This window comes from Cupriavidus pinatubonensis, from assembly GCF_019602855.1.
Lineage (GTDB): Bacteria > Pseudomonadota > Gammaproteobacteria > Burkholderiales > Burkholderiaceae > Cupriavidus > Cupriavidus pinatubonensis.
Genome location: NZ_CP080767.1, coordinates 490,588 through 514,162 on the forward strand (window position 1 = coordinate 490,588; position 23,575 = coordinate 514,162).

Here is a 23,575-nt window from a genome sequence, read left to right on the forward strand (position 1 = left end):
CGAGGAAACGACATCATGAAACAACTGCAAGACGCCTACATCGTTGCCGCGACCCGCACGCCGATCGGCAAGGCGCCGAAGGGCGCGTTCAAGAACACGCGTCCGGACGACCTGCTCGCGACGATCCTGAAAGCCGCCGTGGCGCAGGTGCCGAACCTCGATCCAAAGCTGATCGAAGATGCCATCGTCGGCTGCGCGATTCCCGAAGCGCAGCAGGGCCTGAACGTGGCGCGTATCGGCGCGCTGCTGTCGGGCCTGCCGAACACGGTGGGCGGCATCACCGTCAACCGCTTCTGCGCCTCCGGCGTGAGCGCCGTGGCGATGGCGGCCGACCGCATCCGCGTGGGCGAGTCCGACGTGATGATCGCCGCCGGCGTGGAAACGATGAGCATGGTGCCGATGATGGGCAACTCGCCGTCGATGTCGCCGGACATCTTCACGCGGGACGAAAACGTTGGCATCGCGTACGGCATGGGCCTGACCGCCGAGAAGGTCGCTCAGCAATGGAATGTCAGCCGTGAGGACCAGGATGCGTTTTCGCTGGCTTCGCACCAGAAGGCCATCGCTGCCCAGCAGGCCGGCGAGTTCAACGACGAGATCACGCCGATCGAAATCGTCGAGAAATTCCCGAACCTGGCTACGGGAGAGGTGAGCGTCAAGACGCGCACGATCTCGCTCGACGAAGGCCCGCGCCCGGAGACCTCGCTCGAAGGCCTTGGCAAGCTGCGCCCGGTGTTCGCAAACAAGGGTAGCGTGACCGCCGGCAACAGCTCGCAGACGTCCGACGGCGCCGGCGCGCTGATCCTGGTCTCCGAGAAGATCCTGAAGCAGTTCAACCTGGTGCCGCTCGCACGCTTCGTGTCGTTCGCGGTGCGCGGCGTGCCGCCGGAGATCATGGGTATCGGCCCGAAGGAAGCGATTCCTGCGGTGTTGAAGGCAGCCGGGCTGACGCAGGACCAGATCGACTGGATCGAACTGAACGAAGCGTTTGCCGCGCAATCGCTGGCCGTGATGCGTGATCTTGAACTCGACCCGTCCAAGGTCAACCGCATGGGCGGTGCCATTGCGCTCGGCCACCCGCTCGGCGCGACGGGCGCGATCCGCTCGGCGACTGTGGTGCACGCGCTGCGTCGCCACAACCTGAAGTACGGCATGGTGACCATGTGCGTCGGTACGGGCATGGGCGCGGCCGGCATCTTTGAGCGCGTCTGAAGAAACGCGCCAGCAGGGATGCTGCGGCTTAAGGCTGTCAAAGCGCATCAAACGCAGCATCCCATCCTTCTGTCAGGTGAAGAAAAGCAGTGCCAACGTCGGCGCGCTCATGGCAACGACCCATGGCGCGCCCCGAAAACGCTGCCGCACCACGATGCGGCTCACCAGCAAGGGGGCACAACACCATGCAGGAGACAACCATCCTGGCCGACGCGGCATGCGATATGCCGCGCGCGGTCATGACGGAACTTGGCGTACGCACGATTCCGTTCCGCATCCGCGCGGGAGAACAGTTCATCGCCGACACGCGCGATGAAGCGTCGCTGCCATTGCTGTACGAGCAGTACCTGGTCGGCAAGCAGGATCACTATGCGGAATCGATCCCGCTGGTCGAACGCGAACTCGAAGACCATCTGCTGCGGCACGTGGTGGCGACGTGCGACCGGGCCATGCTATTCACGATCGCGAGCACGCGTAGCAAGCTCTATTCCCACGCGACAGGCGCCGTGATTGGCACGGCTGCGCGCAGCGTTCGCCTGCGCAAGGAGGCGGGGCGCTCGGGCTTGTTCGACCTTGTCGTCGTCGATACCGGCGCCATTGGCCCTGGGCAGGCGCTGATCGTGCACGAGGCCGCGCGCATGGCGGCAGCGGGCGCCAGTGCGCGCGATGTGGTCGAGGCCGTCGAAACACGCCTGCGCGATGCCGCGCATATGTACCTGGTGCCCGACGAATTGCTCTACATGTACACGCGCGCCAGGCTCAAGGGCGAGGACAGCATCACGTGGAGCCGCTACATGATGGGCAGCGCATTCAATATCCGGCCGATCATCCATATGCATCGCGGTCGTACCGGGGCCGTGGCCAAAGTGCGTGGTTCGGATGAAGGGCGCCGCCGCGTGCTGGCGCATGCCGAGCAATGCATACGCAATGGCAGCCTGCTGACGCCAGCGATCTCGGTGTGCTTCGCCGGTCCGCTCGACGCGGTGCGCGCCATGCCGGCCTACCAGTCGCTCGAGCGGACTGCACGTGCCTGCGGCGTCGAGCTAATGCTGGCGCCGATGAGCCTGACCGTCGCGCTCAACGTCGGCGCTCGCGCGTTTGGCCTGAGCTATCTTTCCGAGGAGCCGCTGCCGCTTGCATAGCGATGGCGGCGCAGTCCTTGCAGCAACGCATCACCACGAGAGGCATTCCATGAGCATCCGCACCAGCATTGAACACGGCATCCTGACGATCGAGTTCGATCGGGCCGGAAAGAAGAACGCCATCACGGCGGCGATGTACCAGGCCATGGCTGACGCGCTGCGCGCGGCCGAGACGGACAGCGCGGTCCGCGTGATTCTGCTCCGCGGCAAGGACGAGATCTTCACGGCAGGCAACGACCTCGAAGATTTCATGCAGCGGCCGCCGACCAGCGGTGAAGGCGCGGAGCAACCGCCGGTGTTCCAGTTCCTGTACCAGATCAGCCATGCGAGCAAGCCGATCGTCGCGGCGGTCAGCGGCGCGGCCGTGGGCGTGGGCACCACGATGCTGCTGCACTGCGATTTCGTCTACGCGTCGGAAACGGCGAAGCTGTCGCTGCCGTTCGCGCAGCTTGGGCTGTGCCCGGAAGCTGCATCGAGCCTGCTGCTGCCGCGCCTGGTCGGCTACCAGCGCGCTGCTGAAAAACTGATGCTCGGTGAGCCCTTCGGTGCGAAGGAAGCATACGAGATCGGGCTCGTCACGCGCGTGTTGCCCGTGGCCGAACTGCATGCCTTTGCGCTGCAGCAGGCCCGCAAGCTGGCCGCGCTGCCGGCGTCGTCGCTGCGCGAGACCAAACGGCTGATGAAGGGCAATGACGTGGAAGCCGTGGAGAAGAAGATGGCCGATGAGGGCGCGGTGTTCCGGCGCATGCTGGTGGCACCGGAAGCGAAGGAAGCGTTCTCGGCGTTCTTCGAGAAGCGGAAGCCGGATTTTACGAAGTTCAGTTGAGCCGGCGAGGGGGCAGGCTCCTGGCAAGCCTGCTTCACCGTGAGACCAACTCCCCTCCGCGCGCGCGGGAGAGGGTAGACACCATCAAGTCGGCAACACCCTCGGCTGCCGGCTTTCATCCGTCGCCACATACGTCAGCGTGGCTTCCGTCACCTTGACGATCTCGTTGGCGTGCCGCATGCGCTGCGCATAGACCTCGACCGATACGGTGATCGAGGTGCGGCCGGTCTTTTCGATCTCGGCATAGAAGCTCACCAGATCGCCGACGAACACCGGATGCTTGAACAGGAAGGAATTGACCGCCACCGTGGCCACGCGGCCCTGGGCGCGTTCCACCGCGGGAATCGATCCGGCGATATCCACCTGCGACATGATCCAGCCGCCGAACACGTCGCCGTGCACGTTGGCATCGGCGGGCATTGGCACGACACGCAGCGCAGGGCTCTTTCCAGCGGGCAGGGCGGGGACGGTATGGGGTGAATTCATGGCGGGAAACCGGAAAGGGAGGGATGGAGGGCAGCGTTGTCCGGCGGCCGCGGCCGGGACGCTTCCTGCCGGACGGCGCGATCTCTGCGACAATCGGCCATTGGTTTGGATTCTATCGTATGCGCCGCTATTCCACGACTGCGGAACCGCCCCCCGCAAAGCCCGCCACCCTGTTCCCCGGCCAGCGCGCGCCGCGCAGCGACTGGCAGACCGTCCGCAACCTGCTGCCCTATGTCTGGCACTACAAGTGGCGCGTAATGCTTGCGCTGGCCTGCCTGGTGTCGGCCAAGGTCGCGAACCTCGGCGTGCCGGTGCTGATGAAGCGGCTGATCGACAGCATGAACATCACCGCGGGCGACCCGCGCGCGCTGCTGGTGGTACCGGTCGGGCTGATCGTGGCCTATGGCGTGCTGCGGCTGTCGGCGACCTTGTTCACCGAGTTGCGGGAAATCCTCTTTTCCAAGGTCACGCAGAGCGCGGTGCGGGAGATCGCGCTACAGGTGTTCCGGCACCTGCATGCGCTGTCGCTGCGTTTCCACCTGGACCGGCAGACCGGCGGCATGAGCCGCGACATCGAGCGTGGCACGCGCGGCATCCAGTCGCTGATCTCGTATTCGCTGTACAGCATCCTGCCGACACTCGTGGAAATGGCGCTGGTGCTCGGCTTCTTCATCCTGCACTACGACATCTGGTTTGCGGCCATCACCGGCTGCGCGCTGCTGGGCTATATCGTGTTCACCATCGTCGTGACCGAATGGCGCACGCATTTCCGCCGCCGCATGAATGAGCTCGATTCGCGGGCCAACCAGAAGGCCATCGATTCGCTGCTCAACTTCGAGACGGTCAAGTACTTCGGCAACGAGGAATACGAGGCGCGGCGCTATGACGAGAACCTGCTGAAGTACCGCTCCGCGGCGATCCGCTCGCAGAACTCGCTGTCCTTCCTCAATTTTGGGCAGCAGACCATCATCGCGGTCGGGCTGATCCTGATCCTGTGGCGCGCCACCGTAGGCGTGGTCGCGGGCAAGCTGACGCTGGGCGATCTCGTGCTGGTCAACACGCTGATGATCCAGCTCTATATCCCGCTGAATTTCCTCGGCGTGATCTACCGCGAGATCAAGCAGTCGACCACCGACATGGACCGAATGTTCGTGCTGCTCGGTACGCACCAGGAAGTCGCCGACAAAGCCGGCGCACAGCCGCTGGCAGTGCAGGGCGCGCAAGTGCGCTTCCGCCATGTGCGCTTCGGTTACGAGTCGAACCGCGTGATCCTCGACGATGTCGATTTCACCATTGCGGCGGGCACGACCACCGCCGTGGTCGGCCACAGCGGCTCTGGCAAGTCGACGCTCGCACGCCTGCTGTTCCGCTTCTACGACGTCAGCGACGGCGCCATCCAGATCGACGGTCAGGACATCCGTAGCATCACGCAGGAGAGCCTGCGCCGCTCCATCGGCATCGTGCCGCAGGACACGGTGCTGTTCAACGACAGCATCTTCTACAACATCGCCTATGGCCGGCCCGATGCGACGCATGATGAAGTCATCGCGGCGGCGCGCGCGGCGCAGATCGATAGCTTTATCAGCGAGTTGCCGCAGGGCTACGACACCCCCGTGGGGGAGCGCGGTCTCAAGCTTTCCGGCGGCGAGAAGCAGCGCGTGGCCATTGCACGAACGCTGCTGAAGAACCCGCCGATCCTGGTATTCGACGAAGCGACGTCCGCGCTTGACTCGCGGACCGAGCAGGCCATCCAGGCTGAGCTGATGCGGCTTGCGCAGAATCGCACCACGCTGCTGATCGCGCACCGGCTGTCCACCGTGGTCCATGCCGACCAGATCCTGGTGATGGACCGGGGCAGCATCGTGGAACGCGGCACCCACGCCGAGCTGATGCGCGCGGGTGGGCGCTATGCGGAGATGTGGGAGATCCAGGCGCGCAGCGCCGCGCAACGCGGGACGGTGGCGGACGAGCTGGCCATCGACGTTGGCGACGCGACGCAGGACGCCTGAGCGCCGTTACGCGTAGTCGAGTGGCAGTGCCGTCGTGTACTTGATCTGCTCCATCGCAAAGCTGGAACTCACGTCGGCCAGCTCCGCGCCCTGGATCAGCTTCTTGTACACGCGGTCATACGCGGCGATATCGGGCACCACCACGCGCAGCAGGTAATCGGTGTCACCCGCCATGCGATAGAACTCCGTCACTTCGGGAATCGACGCAACCAGCGCGTGGAACTGCTTGAGCCACTTGACGTTGTGCTGCGCCGTGCGGACCGAGACAAACACCGTCACGCCAGCGTTCAGCTTGTCGGCGTCGAGCAGCGCCACACGTTTGCGGATCAGCCCGGCTTCTTCGAGCTTCTGGATGCGGCGCCAGCACGGTGTCGACGTCAGGCCGACGCGTTCGCCGATCTCGGCCACGGGCACGGTGGCGTCTTCCTGCAGGATGGCAAGGATCTGTTTGTCGTAGCGGTCCATCGATGTGTGCGTCCTTTCAGGGGGATGCGGCAGCCTGCGCGCCGTCCCCGTGCCGGCGCGTCAGTCGTCGGTATCAACCAGCAGGTTGACGCCGGTGGAGATGTGGTCGCGGTCCACGCCGTACAGGTGCAGCGATACGGCGATGGCGTCGGTGGCGTTGCCGAGCGAATGAATATGCTGCAGGCCGGCCGGCACGCTGAAGGTGGCACCGGCCTGGCGGTCGACACCGCCGGTCAGCGTGGCAAGCCGGCTGGCCGGATCCCATTGGTAGTGGCGCTCGCTCAGCGTGCCGCGCAGCACGCGGTAGGCGCACCACGTGCGGTGCCCGTGCACGGGGCTCGCCTGGCCGGGCCGCCAGACCAGCAGCATCGCGGAGAAGCGCGCGAGCGGATCGGCATAGACGAGATGGCGTGTGTACGTGTCCGGACTGCCCAGCAGCGCGCCCGGCGGCAGCCAGGCCAGCAGGGTGTCGGCGTCGGGCAGACAGGTGTCGATATTGCCGGCCACCATGCGTGCGCTGTGCGCGAATGTGGCCTCCATGCTTTGCGCGAGCCGGCCCAGCGGGCTGGCGTGGATGGCGGGCATGCCGCCCGTAGCGGTGGGGCAGGATTGCATGGATGGCTCCGGGATCTTCTTCGTATGAGGCCATCATAGGTGCGGCTCCTGAGCAAAGGCATGCATTCTGTCGTGACAAATCACCGAATATCGTTGCTCCATGCTACTAAAAGGCAGATTCGTAGAATGTCATTCTACAGTGTGCCCACCCGCCGAAACAGCCAGCGCGCCCGGTGACGGCACCGTCCGAGCCGGTGGATAATCCGCGTCATGGAAATCAAATGGCTTGAAGACTTCGTCAGCCTGGCCGAGACGCACAGCTTCTCGCGCTCGGCCGAACTGCGACATGTCACGCAACCGGCGTTCTCGCGCCGGATCCAGTCGCTCGAGGCGTGGGTCGGCACGGAGCTGATCGATCGCTCCAGCTACCCGACCAGCCTGACCGCCGCTGGCAAGGTGTTCTATGAGCAGGCCCTGGCCATGCTGGCGCAGGTCAGCGAGACGCGCGCGCTGATGCGCGGGCAGCGCTCGTCGAACGCGCAGGTGCTGGAATTCGCGGTGCCGCACACGCTGTCGCTGACGTTCTTTCCGGAATGGCTCAAGACGCTCGAGCGCAAGGTCGGCACGCTACCGTGCCGGCTGCGGGCGCTCAACGTGCACGACGCGGTGCTGCTGCTGGTCGAGGGCGGCTGCGACCTGGTCATGGTCTACCACCATGCACGCCAGGCGATCCAGCTCGATCCGGCACGCTACGACATGCTCGTGCTCGGCATCGAGCGGCTGTCGCCGTACAGTGTGCCCGACAGCACGGGCAAGCCGCTGTACCGGCTGCCCGGCACGGACAAGAAGCCGGTGCCGTTCCTGAGCTACACGCCCAATGCCTTCCTCGGCCGCATGGTGGACATGCTGCTCGCCGATACCTCGGAAGAACTCAAGCTCGACAAATGCTACGAGACCGATATGGCAGAGGCGCTCAAGGTCATGGCGCTCTCGGGGCATGGCATGGCCTTTCTGCCCGAGAGCGCGGTGCGCGACGACGTGGCGCAGGGCCGGCTGGTGCGGGCCGAGTCGGCGCGCGGGCTGCCGCTGTCGATCGACATGGAGATCCGTCTGTACCGCGAGCGGCCCGGCGATAACGGCAATGACCGGCGGGCGACGGCGGCGCGTCGGAAGCGGCAACTCGTGGATCGGGTGTGGTCGACGCTGACGACGGATTGACGGAAGCATGCTCCCTCTCCCGCAAGCGGGAGAGGGAGCATGCCCGGGGTCCGCAAGAGACCTTCCTTCATTGACCAGTCATCCTCGAACGTTATGCGCATCTTGCATGACCGGATGAGCAAACGGCATTGGATTCCAGATGTGCCCCACCCCTAAGCTTGCGGGCATTCTCCACCCCGGAACCCACTGATGTCCTCCGCAGCACCGACCCATACTGCTGGCCAAAAGCACGCACTGCCGTCCTACCTCAACGCCGACAACCTCGGCCCCTGGGGCATCTACCTGCAACAAGTCGACCGTGTCACGCCTTACCTGGGCTCGCTGGCACGCTGGGTTGAAACCCTCAAGCGCCCCAAGCGCGCGATGATCGTCGACGTACCCATCGAGCTCGATAACGGCACCATCGCCCACTACGAGGGCTACCGCGTGCAGCACAACCTGTCGCGCGGCCCGGGGAAGGGCGGCGTGCGCTTCCACCAGGACGTGACGCTGTCGGAAGTCATGGCGCTGTCGGCATGGATGTCGGTGAAGAACGCCGCGGTGAACGTGCCCTACGGCGGTGCCAAGGGTGGCATCCGCGTGGACCCGCGCACCCTGTCGCACGCCGAGCTGGAACGCCTCACGCGCCGCTACACCAGCGAAATCAACATCATCATCGGGCCGAGCAAGGACATCCCGGCGCCGGACGTCAACACCAATGCCCAGGTGATGGCGTGGATGATGGACACGTATTCGATGAACTCCGGCAGCACCGCGACCGGTGTCGTGACCGGCAAGCCGATCTCGCTGGGCGGCTCGCTGGGCCGCCATGAGGCGACCGGCCGCGGCGTGTTCGTGGTGGGTTCCGAGGCCGCGCGCAATATCGGCCTGGAGATCAAGGGTGCCCGCGTGGCCGTGCAGGGCTTCGGCAACGTCGGCGCCGTGGCCGCGAAACTGTTCCAGGAGGCGGGCGCCAAGGTGGTGGCCGTGCAGGACCATCGCGTCTCGCTGTACAACCCGGCCGGCCTGGACGTGCCGGCAATGATGGAATACGCCTCGCACAGCGGCACCGTCGACGGCTTCCAGGCGGAAACCATTTCGTCGGAGCAGTTCTGGCAGGTGGACTGCGACATCCTGATCCCGGCCGCGCTGGAAGGCCAGATCACCGCGAAGAATGCGCCCCAGATCAAGGCACGCCTGGTCATCGAAGGTGCAAACGGCCCGACCACGCCCGAGGCCGATGACATCCTGCGCGAGCGCAATATCCTCGTGGCGCCGGACGTGATCGCCAACGCCGGCGGCGTGACCGTGTCGTATTTCGAGTGGGTGCAGGATTTTTCCAGCTTCTTCTGGACCGAAGAGGAAATCAACGAACGCCTGGTACGGATCATGCAAGAGGCGTTCCGCGCTATCTGGCAGGTCGCGCAGGACAACAAGGTAACGCTGCGCACGGCCGCGTTTATCGTGGCCTGTACGCGCATCCTGCAGGCGCGCGAAATGCGAGGCCTGTACCCCTGATGCAGAGGTCGTTGCGCGCTCAACCTCTCTGTTGCGGCGCAGCAACGTCAGCCTGACCATCAGACGCGGCCCGGGGAAAGCTTCCTCGGGCCGCGTTGTCATATCGGCGTTGCTGCGCAGGTATGCCCTGAATAAGGACTCTAGGAGTAAAACCCAGTTGTCTAGATGGGGAGCGTGCGCAATACTGTTTCATCTGTGGGGCATTCAAAAGTAGAATCCCGCGTTTCTCTTCATGGTCAAGGAGATGTTATGAAATTTGCCAAGTTAGCTTCCCTGATGATGGCCGCTGGCCTGGTTTGCGGTTCCGCACAGGCAGCCGAGCAACTGACGGGCACGCTGAAGAAGATCAAAGACACCGGTGTGATTACGCTTGGCGTGCGCGATTCGTCGATCCCGTTCAACTACAACCTTGGCGGCGTCCGTCAGGTCGGCTATTCCTACGACATCAACATGAAGATCGTGGAAGCCATCAAGGACCAGCTCAAGATGCCGAACCTGCAGGTGAAGGAAATCCCGATCACCTCGCAGAACCGGATCACGCTGCTGCAGAACGGCACCATCGACATCGAGTGCGGCTCGACCACCAATAACCTGGAACGCCAGAAGCAGGTTTCGTTCACCGACAGCATCTTCATCATCGGCACCCGCATCATGGTGAAGAAGGACGGCGGCATCAAGGACTGGGCCGACCTGAAGGGCAAGAACGTCGTGACCACCGCCGGCACGACTTCCGAGCGCCTGCTGCGCAAGATGAACGATGACCAGAAGCTGGGCATGAACATCATCAGCACCAAGGACCATGGCCAGTCGTTCCTGACGCTGGAATCGGGCCGTGCCGTGGCCTTCATGATGGACGACGCGCTGCTGTACGGCGAGCGCGCCAAGGCCAAGAACCCGGCCGACTGGATCGTCGTGGGCAAGCCGCAATCGCGCGAGGCCTATGGCTGCATGATCCGCAAGGATGATCCGCAGTTCAAGAAGGTTTCCGACACCGTGATCGCCGGCATGATGAAGGACGGCTCGATCAATACGCTGTACACCAAGTGGTTCATGCAGCCGGTGCCGCCGAAGGGTCTGAATCTTGATTTCCCGCTTTCGGAAGACATGAAGGCGCTCATCAAGAATCCGAACGACAAGGCGCTCGACTGACCTGCTGAAATCAGGCGTGCGAAACGGAAGGCGAGTCCTTCCGTTTCTTTTTGAGGACGCAACATGAACTACAACTGGCATTGGGGAGTATTCCTCGAGCAGGCCGCCCAGAACGAGACCTACCTCGACTGGATGATTTCCGGCCTGAAGGTCACGATCGCGCTCGGGCTTTCGTCCTGGGTCATCGCGCTTGCCATCGGCTCGGTGCTTGGCGTGCTGCGCACGGTGCCGAACAAGTGGCTGTCGGGTTTCGCCGCGGCCTATGTCGAGCTTTTCCGCAACATCCCGCTGCTGGTGCAGCTGTTCATCTGGTATTTCGTCGGCCCCGAGCTGTTGCCGGGCGGCGAGACGATCAAGCAGATGAACCCGTTCACCCAGCAGTTCCTGGCGGCCATGCTGTGCCTGGGCACCTTCACTGCGGCGCGCGTCTGCGAACAGGTGCGGTCGGGCATCAATTCGCTGCCGCGCGGCCAGAAGAACGCCGGCCTGGCCATGGGTTTCACGCTGCCGCAGACCTATCGCTTCGTGCTGCTGCCGATGGCGTTTCGCGTCATCGTGCCGCCGCTGACCTCGGAATTCCTGAACATCTTCAAGAATTCCGCGGTGGCGTCGACGATCGGCCTGCTGGAACTGGCCGCCCAAGGGCGCCAGCTTGTGGATTACACCGCGCGCCCGTATGAGTCGTTCATCGCCGTGACGGTGATGTACGCGCTCATCAATATCGTCGTCATGCTGGTCATGCGCTGGGTCGAAGCCCGCAGCCGCGTACCCGGCTTTATCGGCAGCAAGTAAGGGGGCGCCATGGCATACGAATTCGACTTCAGTTCCATCACGCCGGCCACGCTGGAGGTGTTGGGCGAGGGCATGCTGGTCTCGCTCAAGATCACGGTCACGGCCATCATCGTCGGCATTGTCTGGGGCACCATCCTGGCGATGATGCGGCTGTCGTCCGTCAAGCCGCTGAACTGGTTCGCGCAGGGGTACGTGACCATCTTCCGCTCCATCCCGCTGGTGATGGTGCTGCTGTGGTTCTTCCTGATCATCCCGCAGGTGCTGCAGAACATCTTCAACCTGTCGCCGGCATCGGATCTGCGCATGACCTCGGCCCTGATCGCCTTTTCGCTGTTCGAGGCGGCTTACTATTCCGAGATCATCCGGGCCGGTATCCAGAGCGTGTCGCGCGGGCAGATGTTCGCGGCACAGGCGCTGGGCATGACCTACGGTCAGACCATGAAGCTGGTCATCCTGCCGCAGGCGTTCCGCAACATGGTGCCGCTGCTGCTGACGCAGGGCATCATCCTGTTCCAGGATACGTCGCTGGTCTACGTGAGCGCGCTGGCGGACTTCTTCGGCCAGGCCTATGGCGTGGGCGAGCGTGACGGCCGCATTGTCGAAATGCTGCTGTTCGCCGGCCTCGTGTATTTTGTTATCTGCTACTCCGTTTCGCTGATGGTCAAGCGTTACCAGAAAAAGGTGGCCCTATGATTGAAATCAATAATGTTTCCAAGTGGTATGGCTCCTTCCAGGTGCTGACCGACTGCACCACCAGGGTTGCCAAGGGCGAAGTCGTGGTGGTCTGCGGCCCGTCGGGCTCGGGCAAGTCGACGCTGATCAAGACCGTCAACGCGCTGGAGCCATTCCAGAAGGGCGACATCCTGGTGGATGGCACCTCCGTTGGTGACCCGAAGACCAACCTGCCCAAGCTGCGTTCGCGCGTGGGCATGGTGTTCCAGAACTTCGAGCTGTTCCCGCACCTGTCGATCACCGAGAACCTGACCATCGCGCAGATGAAGGTGCTCGGCCGTTCGAAGGATGAAGCCATGGCCAAGGGCCTGAAGTACCTGGAGCGCGTGGGCCTGAAGAGCCAGGCGGCCAAATACCCGGGCCAGCTGTCGGGCGGCCAGCAGCAGCGCGTGGCGATCGCGCGCGCGCTGTCGATGGACCCGATCTGCATGCTGTTCGATGAACCGACTTCGGCGCTGGACCCCGAAATGGTCAACGAAGTGCTGGACGTGATGGTGCAGCTCGCGCAGGAAGGCATGACCATGATGTGCGTGACCCACGAAATGGGCTTCGCGCGCAAGGTGGCCAACCGCGTGATCTTCATGGACGCCGGCAAGATCGTCGAGGACTGCGCGAAGGAAGAGTTCTTCGGCAATATCGAACAGCGCTCGGAGCGGGCGAAGCAGTTCCTGTCGAAGATTCTGCAGCACTGAGGTCTTGCGCCCCGCTGCGAGAAATAAGGGACGCCGAGGCGTCCCTTTTTCTTTCCGGCCCCGCCTGGATTCAGGTACAGGCCGTGTTGGCTGCGTTCTTCGCCTGCACTTCCGGCGGAATTGGCACTGACAGCGTCATCTCCGGCCGTCCGTCGATGAACATGATCAACTCGCCCGGCTCGAAGGGCGTCCAGGTCTCGTTGTCGGTAAGCGGCTGCGTGGCGATCACCGCGACCCGGTCATCCGGCGTGGTGACCTGGGCGAAGTCGATCGACAGGTCGGCGTCGATCAGGTGCGCGGTCGAGAACGGCCATTGCCGCACGATGTAGTACAGCCGCGTCGAGCAGTGCGCGAACAGGGCCTGCCCGTTGCACAGCAGGAAGTTGAACACACCGTGCGTGGTGATGTCGCGCGTGATGTCCGCTAGCGCATGGCACAGCTCGTTCAGCGGCGGCTGCGAACCGGGGAAGCGCTTGCGCAGCCCCTGCATCAGCGTGCAGAACGCGAGTTCGCTGTCGGTGTCGCCCACGGGCTGGTAGACGCCGGACAGGAATGGCGTGAAGTTCAGCAGGTCGCCGTTGTGGGCGAAGATCCAGTGCCGTCCCCACAGTTCGCGCATGAACGGGTGACAGTTCTCGAGCAGGACCGTGCCTTGCGTGGCCTTGCGGATATGCGAAATGACGTTCTTCGACTTGATCGGATAGCGCTTGATCAGGTCTGCCACGGGCGACGTGCCCGCCGACTGGTTGTCGATGAACAACCGGCAGGCCTTGTCTTCGAAGAAAGCCACGCCAAAGCCGTCGGCGTGGTGGTCGGTCAGCCCGCCGCGGGCGGCGAAGCCGGTGAAGGAAAACGTCACGTCGGTTGGCGTGGCGCAATTCATGCCTAGCAGCTGGCACATGGCGGGGCACCGGATCGGCAGGGGGCTGCCGCTTTGCAATAGAATGCAGACATTATCCCGCGCCCCCGGGCCGCTGCCAAGCGCACGCGTTCGGGCGCCTCAGGCCATCCCGCACCACCCTTCCCGACAGCTATGAGCCAATACAGGATTGCCGTGATTCCCGGAGACGGAATCGGCACGGAAGTGATGCCCGAGGGCATTCGTGTCATGGATGCCGCCGCGCGCAAGTTCGGCATCGACTTCCAGTGGGACCACTTCGATTTTTCCAGCTGCGACTACTACGCGCGCCACGGCAAGATGTTGCCGGACGACTGGTTCGACACGCTCGTGAAGTACGACGCGATCTATTTTGGCGCGGTGGGCTGGCCCGATGCCGTGCCCGATCACGTGTCGCTGTGGGGCTCGCTGCTGCAGTTCCGCCGCTCGTTCGACCAGTACGTAAACCTGCGTCCGGTTCGGCTGATGCCCGGCATCAAGAGCCCGCTGGCCGACCGCAAGCCCGGCGACATCGACTTCTATGTCGTGCGCGAGAACACCGAGGGCGAGTACTCGAGCATCGGCGGCCGCATGTTCCCGAACACCGAGCGCGAGATCGTGATGCAGGAAACGGTGATGAGCCGGGTCGGCGTTGACCGCATCCTGAAATTCGCCTTCGAGTTGGCGAAGAAGCGTCCGAAACAGCACCTGACGTCGGCAACCAAGTCCAACGGCATCTCGATCACCATGCCGTACTGGGACGAGCGCGTGGAGGCGATGGCCGCGAACTATCCCGGCATCAAGGTCGACAAGTACCACATCGACATCCTGACCGCGCATTTCGTCCAGCATCCCGACTGGTTCGACGTGGTGGTGGCGAGCAACCTGTTTGGCGACATCCTGTCCGACCTGGGGCCGGCGTGTACCGGCACCATCGGCATCGCGCCGTCGGGCAATATCAACCCGGACCGCACGTATCCGAGCCTGTTCGAGCCGGTGCATGGCTCGGCGCCCGACATCGCGGGTCGCGGTGTGGCCAACCCGATCGGCCAGATCTGGTGCGGCGCCATGATGCTGGAGCACCTCGGGCACGACGCGGCGGGTGCCGCCGTGCTGGGCGCCATCGAGAAGGTGTTGTCCGCGGGCCCCGACCATGCGCCGCTGACGCGCGATATCGGCGGCAAGGCGGGCACCGAGGACCTGGGCCGCGCAATCGCGGAGGCGCTGTGAGCGCGCCGGGGAGTTTCACGGGCGATCCGCGCGCGCTGCTGCTCGAGACGTTCCAGGCGGCGGTGGCGGCGGCGGATCCGCTGAAGATCGTGGCCGAGTACTTGCCGCCGCCACAGCCGGGAGGGCGTACGCTGGTCGTGGGCGCGGGCAAGGCCGCGGCGTCGATGGCGCTGGCGGCGGAGCAAGCCTATGCCGGCAAGGCGCAGGTCGAAGGGCTGGTCGTCACGCGCTACGCGCATGGCCTGCCCACACAGCACGTGCGCGTGATCGAGGCCGGCCATCCCGTTCCTGATGAGGCGGGCGAGCAGGCCGCAGCGGACATTCTGACCAGCGTGTCATCGCTGACGCCCGCGGACCGCCTGCTGGTGCTGGTGTCCGGCGGCGGATCGAGCCTGCTGTCGCTGCCTGCCGAAGGTATTCCGATGGCGGACCTGAAGGCCACCACGAAGGAACTGCTGCGCTGCGGGGCGCCGATCACCGAGATGAATATCGTGCGCAAGCACATCTCGCGCATCCAGGGCGGGCGTCTGGCGCAGGCCAGCCAGGCGCCGGTGACGACGTTGATTGTCTCGGACGTGGCCGGCGACGATCCCAGTGCGATCGCTTCGGGGCCAACGGTAGCGGATCCCAGCACGTTCGCGGACGCGCTGGATATCCTGCGCCGTTACGGCGCGACGGTGCCGGCCAGCGTCCAGTCGCACCTTGAGCGCGGCGCGCGCGGTGAGGTGGCCGAGACGCCCAAGCCGGGCGATCCCCTGTTCGCGCGCGTCGACAACCGCATGATCGCTACCGCACACGGTAGCCTGCAGGCGGCTGCGGCGCTGTTCCACGAACGCGGCATCACCCCGGTGATCCTCGGCGATACGGTAACGGGCGAAGCGCAGGAAGTTGCGCGCGTCTATGCCGCGCTGGTGCGTGAGATTCGCGCGTACAATGCGCCGTTTGCCGCGCCGGTTGCACTGATTTCTGGCGGTGAATGCACGGTCACATTGCCGGCCGGCGGTGGCAGCAGCAAGGCCCGGGGAGGGCGTTGTTCGGAATTCCTGCTGTCGCTGGCGATCGAACTGGCTGGCATGGAAGGTGTGTACGCCATTGCCGCCGACACCGACGGTATAGACGGTTCCGAGGACAATGCGGGTGCACTGGCCGATCCGACGACCCTGGCGCGAGCGGATGCGGCAGGCGTGCCGGCCCGGCGCCAGCTCGATGCGCACGATGCCTGGGGTCTGTTCGATGCGGTAGGCGACCTGGTCGTGACCGGCCCGACGCGCACCAATGTGAACGATTACCGCGCCATCCTGATTCTCTAACTTTCAGTACGCCTGCCGGCATGCGGCGGCAGGCCCAGCAACCATGACCCAGAAGCTCACCATCACCCGCCCGGACGACTGGCACCTGCACCTGCGCGACGGCGCGGCGCTCGCGGCCGTGTTGCCCGACACCGCGCGCCAGTTCGGCCGCGCGATCATCATGCCTAACTTGAAGCCGCCCGTGACCACGGTCGAGCAGGCGCAGGCCTACCGCGCCCGAATCCTGGCTGCGCTGCCGGCCGGCATGAGCTTCGAGCCGCTGATGACGCTGTACCTGACCGACAACACCCCGGCCGAGGAAATCGTCGCGGCCAAGGCGAGCGGCTTCGTGCATGGCGTCAAGCTGTATCCGGCGGGCGCTACGACCAACAGCGATGCCGGCGTGACCGACATCCGCCGCTGCGCGGGCGCGCTGGAGGCGATGCAGCGTGTGGGCCTGCCGCTGCTCGTGCACGGCGAAGTCACTGATGGCGACATCGATATCTTCGATCGCGAAGCCGTCTTCATCGACCGTGTCATGACGCCGCTGCGCCGCGACTTCCCGGAACTGAAGGTGGTGTTCGAGCACATCACGACCAGGGATGCGGCCCAGTACGTGCGCGATGCGAGCGGCCCGGTGGGTGCCACCATCACGGCGCATCACCTGCTGTACAACCGCAATGCGATCTTCACCGGCGGCATCCGCCCGCATTACTACTGCCTGCCGGTGCTCAAGCGCGAGACGCATCGCGAGGCGCTGGTCGCGGCCGCGACCTCGGGTAGCGACCGTTTCTTCCTCGGCACCGACAGCGCGCCGCACGCGCGTGGCCTGAAGGAGCATGCCTGCGGCTGCGCCGGCTGCTACACCGCGCTGCACGCCATGGAACTCTATGCAGAGGCCTTCGACGCCGCTGGTGCGCTCGATAAGCTGGAAGCGTTCGCAAGCTTCAACGGCCCGGCGTTCTACGGGCTGCCGCGCAATACCGGCACGCTGACGCTGGAGCGCGAAGACTGGCAACTGCCGGCGGAACTGCCGTATGGCGATGCCACCCTGGTGCCGCTGCGCGCCGGCGAGACGCTGCGCTGGAAGGCGCGCTGACACGGACGGCGTTGAGCGTAGCCCAATCGGCGGCGAACCAGGGGTTCGCCGCTTTGCTTTCGGCGATCGACTGGACGCGTCCGTGGTTCCGGCCGTTTGCGGCCATCGGTGCCAGACTCGGGTCGGCTGTGGCGGACGGAGGCTCGCTGCATGCCTGCCTCAACGAGTTGGCAAGCGGCATAGGGTTGCGCAATGTGCGAGGCCTCCCGATGGCGTTCGTCGCACAAGACGAACTGCCTGTCGGCGTCGCCTATGAGGCGCACATCCACGCCACGGGGACGGTGCCAACGCGCGACAACCTCCATGATTTCTTCAACGCATTGATCTGGCTGCATTTTCCGCAGACAAAGGCCAGGCTGAATGCGATCCAGGCCGAGGTCATCGCGCACGCCGGTGTGCAGGCTGGACGCGGCGGCATGCGCGACGCGGCGACGCTATTCGACGAGAACGCCGTGCTGTTCCTGAGCATCGACGCCAGCCTGGCGACGGCGCTGCGCGGGTTTGGCTGGGAAGAATTGTTTGTCCGGCGCAGGCAAGACTGGGACCATCAATGCGTGGTGCTGCCATTTGGCCACGCGCTGCTCGAAAAGCTGGTGAGTCCGTATAAGTCCGTCACGGCCCACGCGTGGCCACTGGCGCTCCCGGCTCGATCAGCAAGCCCGTCCGTCATCGATGCCTCTCTGGCAGAGTCACTGCACCACGCCGCCGATGCGGGGGCGCTGCGTGGCGGCCGCAGCTTCGCGCCGTTACCCGTCATGGGCATTCCGGGGTGGTGCGATGCCAATGCCGACGCGGCATTCTATAGGGATGCGACGGTATTCCGGCCGGGTCGGCGCCAAAGCCCTTCATCCTGACCGACAGCCTGCATTGGTGTTAGACTTCGGGCCGCAAAGCAGGCCAGACAATCGCTGCTTGCATCGCAAGGTGCAAGGGGAGGAAAGTCCGGACTCCACAGGGCAGGGTGTTGGCTAACAGCCATCCACGGTAACGTGCGGAATAGGGCCACAGAGACGAGTCTTGCCGCCAGGTTCGCCTGGCGGGAAGGGTGAAACGCGGTAACCTCCACCTGGAGCAATCCCAAATAGGCAGGCATCGAGGCGGCCCGCTGAGCCTGCGGGTAGGGAGCTGGAGCCGACTGGTAACAGCCGGCCTAGAGGAATGGTTGTCACGCGCCGCCGTGCCGCAAGGTGCGGTGACGTGCACAGAATCCGGCTTATCGGCCTGCTTTGCGCTTGTCTTCCCAGATGCCCGGCCAGTCAATCTGCCCGGGCATTCACATTTCGTCAGCCTTCGACGATTTCCAGCGTGTGCGTGATTTCCGCGGTCTTGGCCAGCATGATGGACGCCGAGCAGTATTTCTCGTGCGACAGCTTGATGGCGCGCTCGACCGTGGCCGGGTTCAGGTTCTTGCCGGTCACCACGAAGTGGAAGTTGATGCGCGTGAAGACCTTCGGATCTTCGCCGGCGCGTTCGGCTTCGAGCCTGACGTCGCAGCCGGTCACTTCCTGGCGCCCGCGCTTGAGGATCAGGACCACGTCATAGGCGGTGCAGCCGCCGGTGCCCAGCAGCACCATCTCCATCGGGCGCGGTGCCAGGTTATGGCCGCCACCTTCCGGGGCGCCGTCCATGGCGACGATATGGCCGCTGCCGGTCTGGGCCACGAAGCTCATGCCGTCGGCGCCCATCCATGTCACTTTGCATTCCATTTTGTTCTTTCCTGTCGTCTGAGTTGTGTGTATTCGGGCGCAAGCGCGGGATCTCGCATCTTGCTTTTTCTGGGATACGACATCGTAAAGCCTCGGGCGCGGATGCCGATAACCCTGAAGAAACTGAGGGTTTCTTCTAATGTGTCAGTGGCGTGACATCATTTTTTGCAGATCAACTCATTGATTTTAAAGGAAAATGATGGCTATCTCGTGGGGTGCGAGTCTTCCCATGATGTGGAATCGCATTTCGCAGTGCAAATTTCGCTTGCATCAGGGATTACCCCATGTATAATTCCAATCATTGAACGACGGCGCAGACAGCGCGCCAGAGTGCGAAAGCGAAGCCCCCGGTCAAGCTCTCCGCACCGCCCGCAAGAACACCGTCGGTCTCCCAGTGTCTCCTCCACCCTCCTCCTTTGGTGGATTCAAACCCAGGCCAAACCGCCTGGGTTTTTTTTCGCCCCTGTCTGGCGAGTGCATCGGGCGCCACGTTATCTCCGCATCAGCGTCCGAGTCGTGGCGAACTTGACGAAATCCCTTGACTTTGCTTGTGTCCAGCTCGCGTACGACAGTATAATCTACGGCTTTTCCGCCATGCCCGCGGAAAGAGAAGCAGGGAGAGCCTGCGAAGACAAGCAGGAAGGCCAGGTCCACAGGATCGGCCGACGAGACTTGCAGGGGCGAGTACAAGCCTTCGCGAGTCAGTATCGGGCAGTTCTCTAATAGTCAGGAAAAATCATGAAGACCTTTTCCGCCAAGCCTGCAGAGGTAAAGCGCGACTGGTACGTGATTGACGCGACGGACAAAGTCCTCGGCCGTGTCGCCAGCGAAGTGGCACGCCGTCTGCGCGGCAAGCACAAGCCGGAATTCACTCCGCACGTCGACACGGGTGATTACATCATCATCGTCAATGCAGCCAAGCTGCGTGTCACGGGTACCAAGGAAACGGACAAGAAGTACTATCGCCATTCGGGTTACCCGGGCGGTATCTACGAAACGACGTTTGGCAAGATGCAGCAGCGTTTCCCGGGCCGTGCCCTGGAAAAGGCTGTCAAGGGCATGCTGCCGAAGGGTCCGCTGGGCTACGCGATGATCAAGAAGCTGAAGGTTTACGCCGAAGCCGAGCATCCGCATGAAGCGCAGCAGCCCAAGGCGCTGGAAATCTAAGGAGGCCAATCCATGATCGGTAACTGGAATTACGGTACTGGCCGCCGCAAGAGCGCCGTGGCACGTGTCTTCATCAAGTCGGGCAAGGGCGACATCGTCGTCAACGGCAAGCCCATCAAGGAATACTTCGCTCGCGAAACTTCCCTGATGATCGTGCGCCAGCCGCTGGAACTGACCGAGCACGCTGAAACGTTTGACATCAAGGTCAACGTTACCGGCGGTGGCGAAACCGGCCAGGCCGGTGCGGTCCGTCACGGCATCACCCGCGCCCTGATCGACTACGATGCAACGCTGAAGTCGGCCCTGTCGAAGGCTGGCTACGTTACGCGTGACGCACGTGAAGTCGAGCGTAAGAAGGTTGGTTTCCACAAGGCACGTCGCCGCAAGCAGTTCTCGAAGCGCTGATGTGTGTTCGCCAGTCCGGCCCGCCGGATTGCGCGACCTCAGAAAAACCGCACGGATTACCGTGCGGTTTTTTTTTGCCTTTGTCATCTGCCTGCGAAAAAAGTCACAAATTGCCTCATTGATTGCGCGGGGTTCCTTGCCTGGCTGCGGATACAATCGCGGCGAGTCGTCAGACGGACACTTGGCTGCCGCGCCGGTGCAACGGCGGCCACGCGATGAGATACGGAGGAAGGATGTTGTTTTCCAAGAAGAAGGGACTGACGATCGACACGCTGATCGGCGAGGGCACCGCCATCGACGGCGATCTCGTGTTCTCGGGTGGCCTGCGACTGGACGGCAAGGTGCGCGGCAATATCCGTGCTGCCGGCGACAAGCCCAGCATGCTCGTGATCAGCGAAAAGGGCATGGTGGAAGGCGAGCTCGCGGTTGGACACCTGATCCTGAACGGCACGGTGAAAGGACCTGTCCACGCCGGCGAACTGCTTGAGCTACAGCCGCAAGCGCGCGTGCTTGGCGAGGTGCGGTATGCGGCGCTCGAGATGCATCAGGGCGCGCTCGTCGAAGGTCGACTGATTCCGCTCGGGCAGGAAGACATCAAGGCGCTGCCAAATCTGTCGTCCACGCAAGGCCAGAGCGAAGCGGCCGACAATGTGCCGCTGCCGGGCGAAGAAGCGGAAGCCGGTAAAGCGGCGTAAATATCACGCGCGATACTTTGCCAGAAGCCCTTGAAAACCAAGGGATTCGGCACGATTTTCCAGTAGCGCTTAAAATACAGTCGTACCTAAACAGGAGAACCCCATGAACGCAGTCGCAGAGGCCCCCGTTACCGAGGACGTGCCGGCACCGTTCGTCTTTACCGACAGCGCAGCCGACAAGGTCAAGCAGCTGATCGAGGAAGAGGGCAATGCCGAGCTGAAGCTGCGCGTGTTCGTGCAGGGCGGCGGCTGCTCTGGCTTCCAGTATGGCTTCACGTTCGACGAGGAAGTCAACGAAGACGACACCACGATGGTCAAGAACGGCGTGACCTTGCTGATCGACTCGATGAGCTACCAGTACCTGGTCGGCGCCGAGATCGACTACAAGGAAGACATCAACGGCGCGCAGTTCGTGATCAAGAACCCGAACGCAAGCACCACCTGTGGTTGCGGCTCGTCGTTCTCGGTCTGAGGCAAGACGTCCCGGAAGAAAAGCGCACCTTCGGGTGCGCTTTTTTTTATGCCGGCGTCGCCCGCCACACTACCGGAAACCAGTCCTCGCGCATCCGCTCGCCGGTCTGCTGATTGATGCCGGGGAACGGCGGCGAGGTACGGCCGGGCCGTTCCATGAACCGCACGTCGTCGCCGAAAAAGCGCGCCGAAAATGCACGCCGCCGGCCGGTGCCGGTATTGCCGGCAGCGCCGTGAACCGTGCGAAAGTCGAATACCACGGCGTCGCCGGGCTCGAGTTCGGGCTGGAGGATCGTGTGGCTGCCATCTTCGACGTCCGGCATTTCCATAAAGGCATCGTCGCCGCCGTAGAAGTTCTCGTTGCTGGCCCAGCGTTTGGGGCGGACGAGCCGCGGCCAGCGGTGTGAGCCCGCCACCACGCGCAGCGTGTTGGCCTGCGTCACGGGATCCAGCGGAATCCAGTAGCTGGCGGTCTGCAGGCCATCCATGCAGTAATAGGGCAGGTCCTGGTGCCATGGCGTCGGCTTCGCCGTGCCGGGTTCCTTGACGAGGATGTGTTCGTGGAACACCTGCACAGCGTGCGATTGCATGATCTGCCCGGCGATGGCCGCGGCCGGTGACTGCCGGATGAAGGCATCGAATGGTTCGATGCGTTGCCAGTTGCAGTAATCCTCGAAGAAGCGGCCGCGCTCGCCGTCGCGCACGTTCTCGATGGCAAACGGTCCGGGTTGCGCCAGGTTCTGTTCAAAGCCGTCGCGCAGCCGCTCGACCCAGTCGGTGAAGGCGCCGCGCAATACCAGCACGCCATCGCGCTGGTAGCTGCTGATCTGTTCTGTGGTGATTTCCATGGCCAGGCTCCGGGGCAGGGACGTGCCCAGTATCGGCAACCTTCATCAATAGGAAAAGCATATATTTCCTATGCTGTAGTATAGGAAATCATGATCCCTTTCTCATTCCGGCAACTGGAGTACTTCGTGGCGGCTGCCGAGCATGGCAGCATCAGCGCTGCGGCGCGGGCGCGTCATGTGTCCCAGCCGTCGGTGTCGACGGCCATCGCGCAGCTCGAAGACACGCTGGGCGAGGCGCTGTTTCGCCGGCAGGTCAGCCGCGGCCTCGAACTCACGCCGGCCGGGCAGCGCCTGCTCGCACGAGCACGCGATATTCTGGCCCTGGCTGCGGGAATCACCGTCGATGAAGCCGGACAGCAGGGGCTGAGCGGCCGGCTGTCGCTGACCTGCTTTCAGGACCTGGGTCCGTACTTCGTCCCCCGCTTGCTGGCGGGCTTCCGGGAGCAGCATCCGGCGGTTTCCATCACGCTGTTCGAGGCGGATCTGGCGGCAGTCCATCGCACGCTGCAGGCCGGCAAGGCCGAGCTTGCGCTGACGTACGACCTCGGTTTTGACCAGCGCATCGATCGATGGATTCTGGCGAGCCTGCCGCCCTACGCGTTGTTGCCTGCGAACCATCGGCGCGCGGGCCAGCGTGATATCAGCCTTGCGGAACTGGCTGGCGAGCGCCTGATCCTCGAGGACATCGCGCAGACGCGTGAGTATTTCCTATCGCTGTTCTGGGCCCACGGTCTGCATCCGACGCTGCACCAGTACACGCAGACGTTCGAGATGCAGCGCGGTCTCGTGGCGCATGGATACGGTGTGGCGCTGTCGTGCACGCGGCCGGCCGGCGACCACAGCTATGACGGGCAACCCATCGCGTGCCTGCCGCTACGCGAGCCCGTGACCGCCCAGCGGGTCGTGCTGGCGCGCGCGCAAGCCGTGCGCGCGTCGCCGCTCGCGCAGGCGTTTATCGGATGGATGGTGGAAAGCGGGCACGCGGCGCCGGTCTGAACCCGATCGCCGCAGCG

At 63.9% G+C, this 23,575-nt stretch carries 25 protein-coding genes and 1 other RNA gene; 20 read left to right on the forward strand and 6 right to left on the reverse strand.

Translation table 11 applies throughout. From position 1 onward, the window contains the following. Window positions 1-12 precede the first annotated feature (12 nt). The 3 genes from K2O51_RS14730 to K2O51_RS14740 all read left to right on the forward strand — a co-directional run bounded on the left by K2O51_RS14730 (window position 13) and on the right by K2O51_RS14740 (window position 3,180). Entirely contained in the window at window positions 13-1,212 is a 1,200-nt protein-coding gene (locus K2O51_RS14730; RefSeq protein ID WP_220631638.1) for an acetyl-CoA C-acyltransferase, read from the forward strand. 185 nt (window positions 1,213-1,397) lie between these two features. Continuing rightward, complete coding sequence (locus tag K2O51_RS14735; RefSeq protein ID WP_011296639.1) at window positions 1,398-2,354, forward strand: DegV family protein; 957 nt, start codon at window positions 1,398-1,400, stop codon at window positions 2,352-2,354. A 49-nt stretch (window positions 2,355-2,403) separates the two neighbouring features. Beyond that, a complete protein-coding gene (locus K2O51_RS14740) occupies window positions 2,404-3,180 on the forward strand; it encodes an enoyl-CoA hydratase (RefSeq protein ID WP_220631281.1) in 777 nt (258 codons plus the stop codon). An 84-nt stretch (window positions 3,181-3,264) separates the two neighbouring features. Here K2O51_RS14740 and K2O51_RS14745 read toward each other — a convergent pair whose 3' ends face one another. After that, complete coding sequence (locus tag K2O51_RS14745) at window positions 3,265-3,666, reverse strand: acyl-CoA thioesterase (protein WP_011296641.1); 402 nt, start codon at window positions 3,664-3,666, stop codon at window positions 3,265-3,267. 119 nt (window positions 3,667-3,785) lie between these two features. Between K2O51_RS14745 and K2O51_RS14750 the strand changes: the two genes are divergently transcribed. Next, the gene (locus K2O51_RS14750; RefSeq protein WP_011296642.1) at window positions 3,786-5,675 is read left to right on the forward strand and encodes an ABCB family ABC transporter ATP-binding protein/permease; all 1,890 of its coding nucleotides are present in this window, start codon (window positions 3,786-3,788) and stop codon (window positions 5,673-5,675) included. A gap of 6 nt (window positions 5,676-5,681) precedes the next feature. Here K2O51_RS14750 and K2O51_RS14755 read toward each other — a convergent pair whose 3' ends face one another. Together K2O51_RS14755 and K2O51_RS14760 are read right to left on the reverse strand one after the other, a co-directional pair. Next, the gene (locus K2O51_RS14755) at window positions 5,682-6,140 is read right to left on the reverse strand and encodes an Lrp/AsnC family transcriptional regulator (protein ID WP_011296643.1); all 459 of its coding nucleotides are present in this window, start codon (window positions 6,138-6,140) and stop codon (window positions 5,682-5,684) included. A 60-nt stretch (window positions 6,141-6,200) separates the two neighbouring features. Beyond that, window positions 6,201-6,755 carry a cysteine dioxygenase family protein gene (locus tag K2O51_RS14760; protein ID WP_140948952.1) on the reverse strand — a complete coding sequence of 185 codons (555 nt, stop codon included), beginning with the start codon at window positions 6,753-6,755 and terminating at the stop codon, window positions 6,201-6,203. 210 nt (window positions 6,756-6,965) lie between these two features. Here K2O51_RS14760 and K2O51_RS14765 point away from each other — a divergent pair, with 210 nt between their 5' ends. The 6 genes from K2O51_RS14765 to K2O51_RS14790 all read left to right on the forward strand — a co-directional run bounded on the left by K2O51_RS14765 (window position 6,966) and on the right by K2O51_RS14790 (window position 12,775). Continuing rightward, window positions 6,966-7,913: a LysR family transcriptional regulator gene (locus K2O51_RS14765; protein ID WP_011296645.1), complete on the forward strand. Its 948-nt coding sequence runs from the start codon at window positions 6,966-6,968 to the stop codon at window positions 7,911-7,913. A gap of 189 nt (window positions 7,914-8,102) precedes the next feature. Beyond that, window positions 8,103-9,410 carry a Glu/Leu/Phe/Val family dehydrogenase gene (locus tag K2O51_RS14770; RefSeq protein WP_011296646.1) on the forward strand — a complete coding sequence of 436 codons (1,308 nt, stop codon included), beginning with the start codon at window positions 8,103-8,105 and terminating at the stop codon, window positions 9,408-9,410. Between the two features lie 249 nt (window positions 9,411-9,659). After that, window positions 9,660-10,559 (forward strand): glutamate/aspartate ABC transporter substrate-binding protein, encoded by a 900-nt coding sequence (locus K2O51_RS14775; RefSeq protein WP_220631282.1) that lies wholly within the window; start codon window positions 9,660-9,662, stop codon window positions 10,557-10,559. Window positions 10,560-10,622: 63 nt separating this feature from the next. Beyond that, the gene (locus tag K2O51_RS14780) at window positions 10,623-11,351 is read left to right on the forward strand and encodes an amino acid ABC transporter permease (protein ID WP_011296648.1); all 729 of its coding nucleotides are present in this window, start codon (window positions 10,623-10,625) and stop codon (window positions 11,349-11,351) included. Window positions 11,352-11,360: 9 nt separating this feature from the next. After that, window positions 11,361-12,044, forward strand: coding sequence for a glutamate/aspartate ABC transporter permease GltK (gltK, locus tag K2O51_RS14785; protein WP_011296649.1), 684 nt, complete (start codon window positions 11,361-11,363; stop codon window positions 12,042-12,044). Continuing rightward, entirely contained in the window at window positions 12,041-12,775 is a 735-nt protein-coding gene (locus K2O51_RS14790; protein ID WP_011296650.1) for an amino acid ABC transporter ATP-binding protein, read from the forward strand. The genes gltK and K2O51_RS14790 overlap by 4 nt, the downstream gene beginning before the upstream one ends. Before the next feature lie 70 nt (window positions 12,776-12,845). Here K2O51_RS14790 and K2O51_RS14795 read toward each other — a convergent pair whose 3' ends face one another. After that, a complete protein-coding gene (locus tag K2O51_RS14795) occupies window positions 12,846-13,676 on the reverse strand; it encodes a class II glutamine amidotransferase (RefSeq protein WP_140948951.1) in 831 nt (276 codons plus the stop codon). A 132-nt stretch (window positions 13,677-13,808) separates the two neighbouring features. Between K2O51_RS14795 and K2O51_RS14800 the strand changes: the two genes are divergently transcribed. From K2O51_RS14800 to rnpB, 5 genes are all read left to right on the forward strand, one after another. Then, window positions 13,809-14,882, forward strand: a complete 1,074-nt coding sequence (locus K2O51_RS14800) for a tartrate dehydrogenase (protein ID WP_220631283.1) — start codon at window positions 13,809-13,811, stop codon at window positions 14,880-14,882. Continuing rightward, window positions 14,879-16,192 (forward strand): glycerate kinase type-2 family protein, encoded by a 1,314-nt coding sequence (locus tag K2O51_RS14805; protein WP_011296653.1) that lies wholly within the window; start codon window positions 14,879-14,881, stop codon window positions 16,190-16,192. Before K2O51_RS14800 ends, K2O51_RS14805 begins: the two co-directional genes overlap by 4 nt. 43 nt (window positions 16,193-16,235) lie before the next feature. Then, on the forward strand, window positions 16,236-17,270 hold the full coding sequence (gene pyrC / locus K2O51_RS14810) for a dihydroorotase (RefSeq protein ID WP_011296654.1): 1,035 nt from the start codon (window positions 16,236-16,238) through the stop codon (window positions 17,268-17,270). An 11-nt stretch (window positions 17,271-17,281) separates the two neighbouring features. Then, the gene (locus tag K2O51_RS14815) at window positions 17,282-18,124 is read left to right on the forward strand and encodes a DUF3025 domain-containing protein (RefSeq protein ID WP_245001910.1); all 843 of its coding nucleotides are present in this window, start codon (window positions 17,282-17,284) and stop codon (window positions 18,122-18,124) included. Between the two features lie 35 nt (window positions 18,125-18,159). Then, window positions 18,160-18,502: RNase P RNA component class A (gene rnpB / locus K2O51_RS14820), an RNA gene on the forward strand. Between the two features lie 51 nt (window positions 18,503-18,553). Here rnpB and K2O51_RS14825 read toward each other — a convergent pair. Beyond that, the gene (locus K2O51_RS14825) at window positions 18,554-18,976 is read right to left on the reverse strand and encodes an OsmC family protein (RefSeq protein ID WP_011296656.1); all 423 of its coding nucleotides are present in this window, start codon (window positions 18,974-18,976) and stop codon (window positions 18,554-18,556) included. Window positions 18,977-19,714: 738 nt separating this feature from the next. On the opposite strand from K2O51_RS14825, the gene rplM reads away from it, so the two are divergent. From rplM to erpA, 4 genes are all read left to right on the forward strand, one after another. Continuing rightward, a complete protein-coding gene (gene rplM / locus K2O51_RS14830; protein ID WP_011296658.1) occupies window positions 19,715-20,143 on the forward strand; it encodes a 50S ribosomal protein L13 in 429 nt (142 codons plus the stop codon). Between the two features lie 12 nt (window positions 20,144-20,155). Then, window positions 20,156-20,548 (forward strand): 30S ribosomal protein S9, encoded by a 393-nt coding sequence (rpsI, locus tag K2O51_RS14835; RefSeq protein ID WP_011296659.1) that lies wholly within the window; start codon window positions 20,156-20,158, stop codon window positions 20,546-20,548. Window positions 20,549-20,781: 233 nt separating this feature from the next. After that, window positions 20,782-21,243 carry a bactofilin family protein gene (locus K2O51_RS14840; protein WP_011296660.1) on the forward strand — a complete coding sequence of 154 codons (462 nt, stop codon included), beginning with the start codon at window positions 20,782-20,784 and terminating at the stop codon, window positions 21,241-21,243. A 103-nt stretch (window positions 21,244-21,346) separates the two neighbouring features. After that, window positions 21,347-21,715, forward strand: coding sequence for an iron-sulfur cluster insertion protein ErpA (gene erpA / locus K2O51_RS14845; protein WP_010813904.1), 369 nt, complete (start codon window positions 21,347-21,349; stop codon window positions 21,713-21,715). Between the two features lie 46 nt (window positions 21,716-21,761). Here the strand turns inward: erpA and K2O51_RS14850 are convergent, their stop codons facing one another. Further along, window positions 21,762-22,562 carry a phytanoyl-CoA dioxygenase family protein gene (locus tag K2O51_RS14850; RefSeq protein ID WP_140948949.1) on the reverse strand — a complete coding sequence of 267 codons (801 nt, stop codon included), beginning with the start codon at window positions 22,560-22,562 and terminating at the stop codon, window positions 21,762-21,764. 90 nt (window positions 22,563-22,652) lie between these two features. Between K2O51_RS14850 and K2O51_RS14855 the strand changes: the two genes are divergently transcribed. Further along, the gene (locus K2O51_RS14855; protein ID WP_140948948.1) at window positions 22,653-23,558 is read left to right on the forward strand and encodes a LysR family transcriptional regulator; all 906 of its coding nucleotides are present in this window, start codon (window positions 22,653-22,655) and stop codon (window positions 23,556-23,558) included. Window positions 23,559-23,575 lie beyond the last annotated feature (17 nt).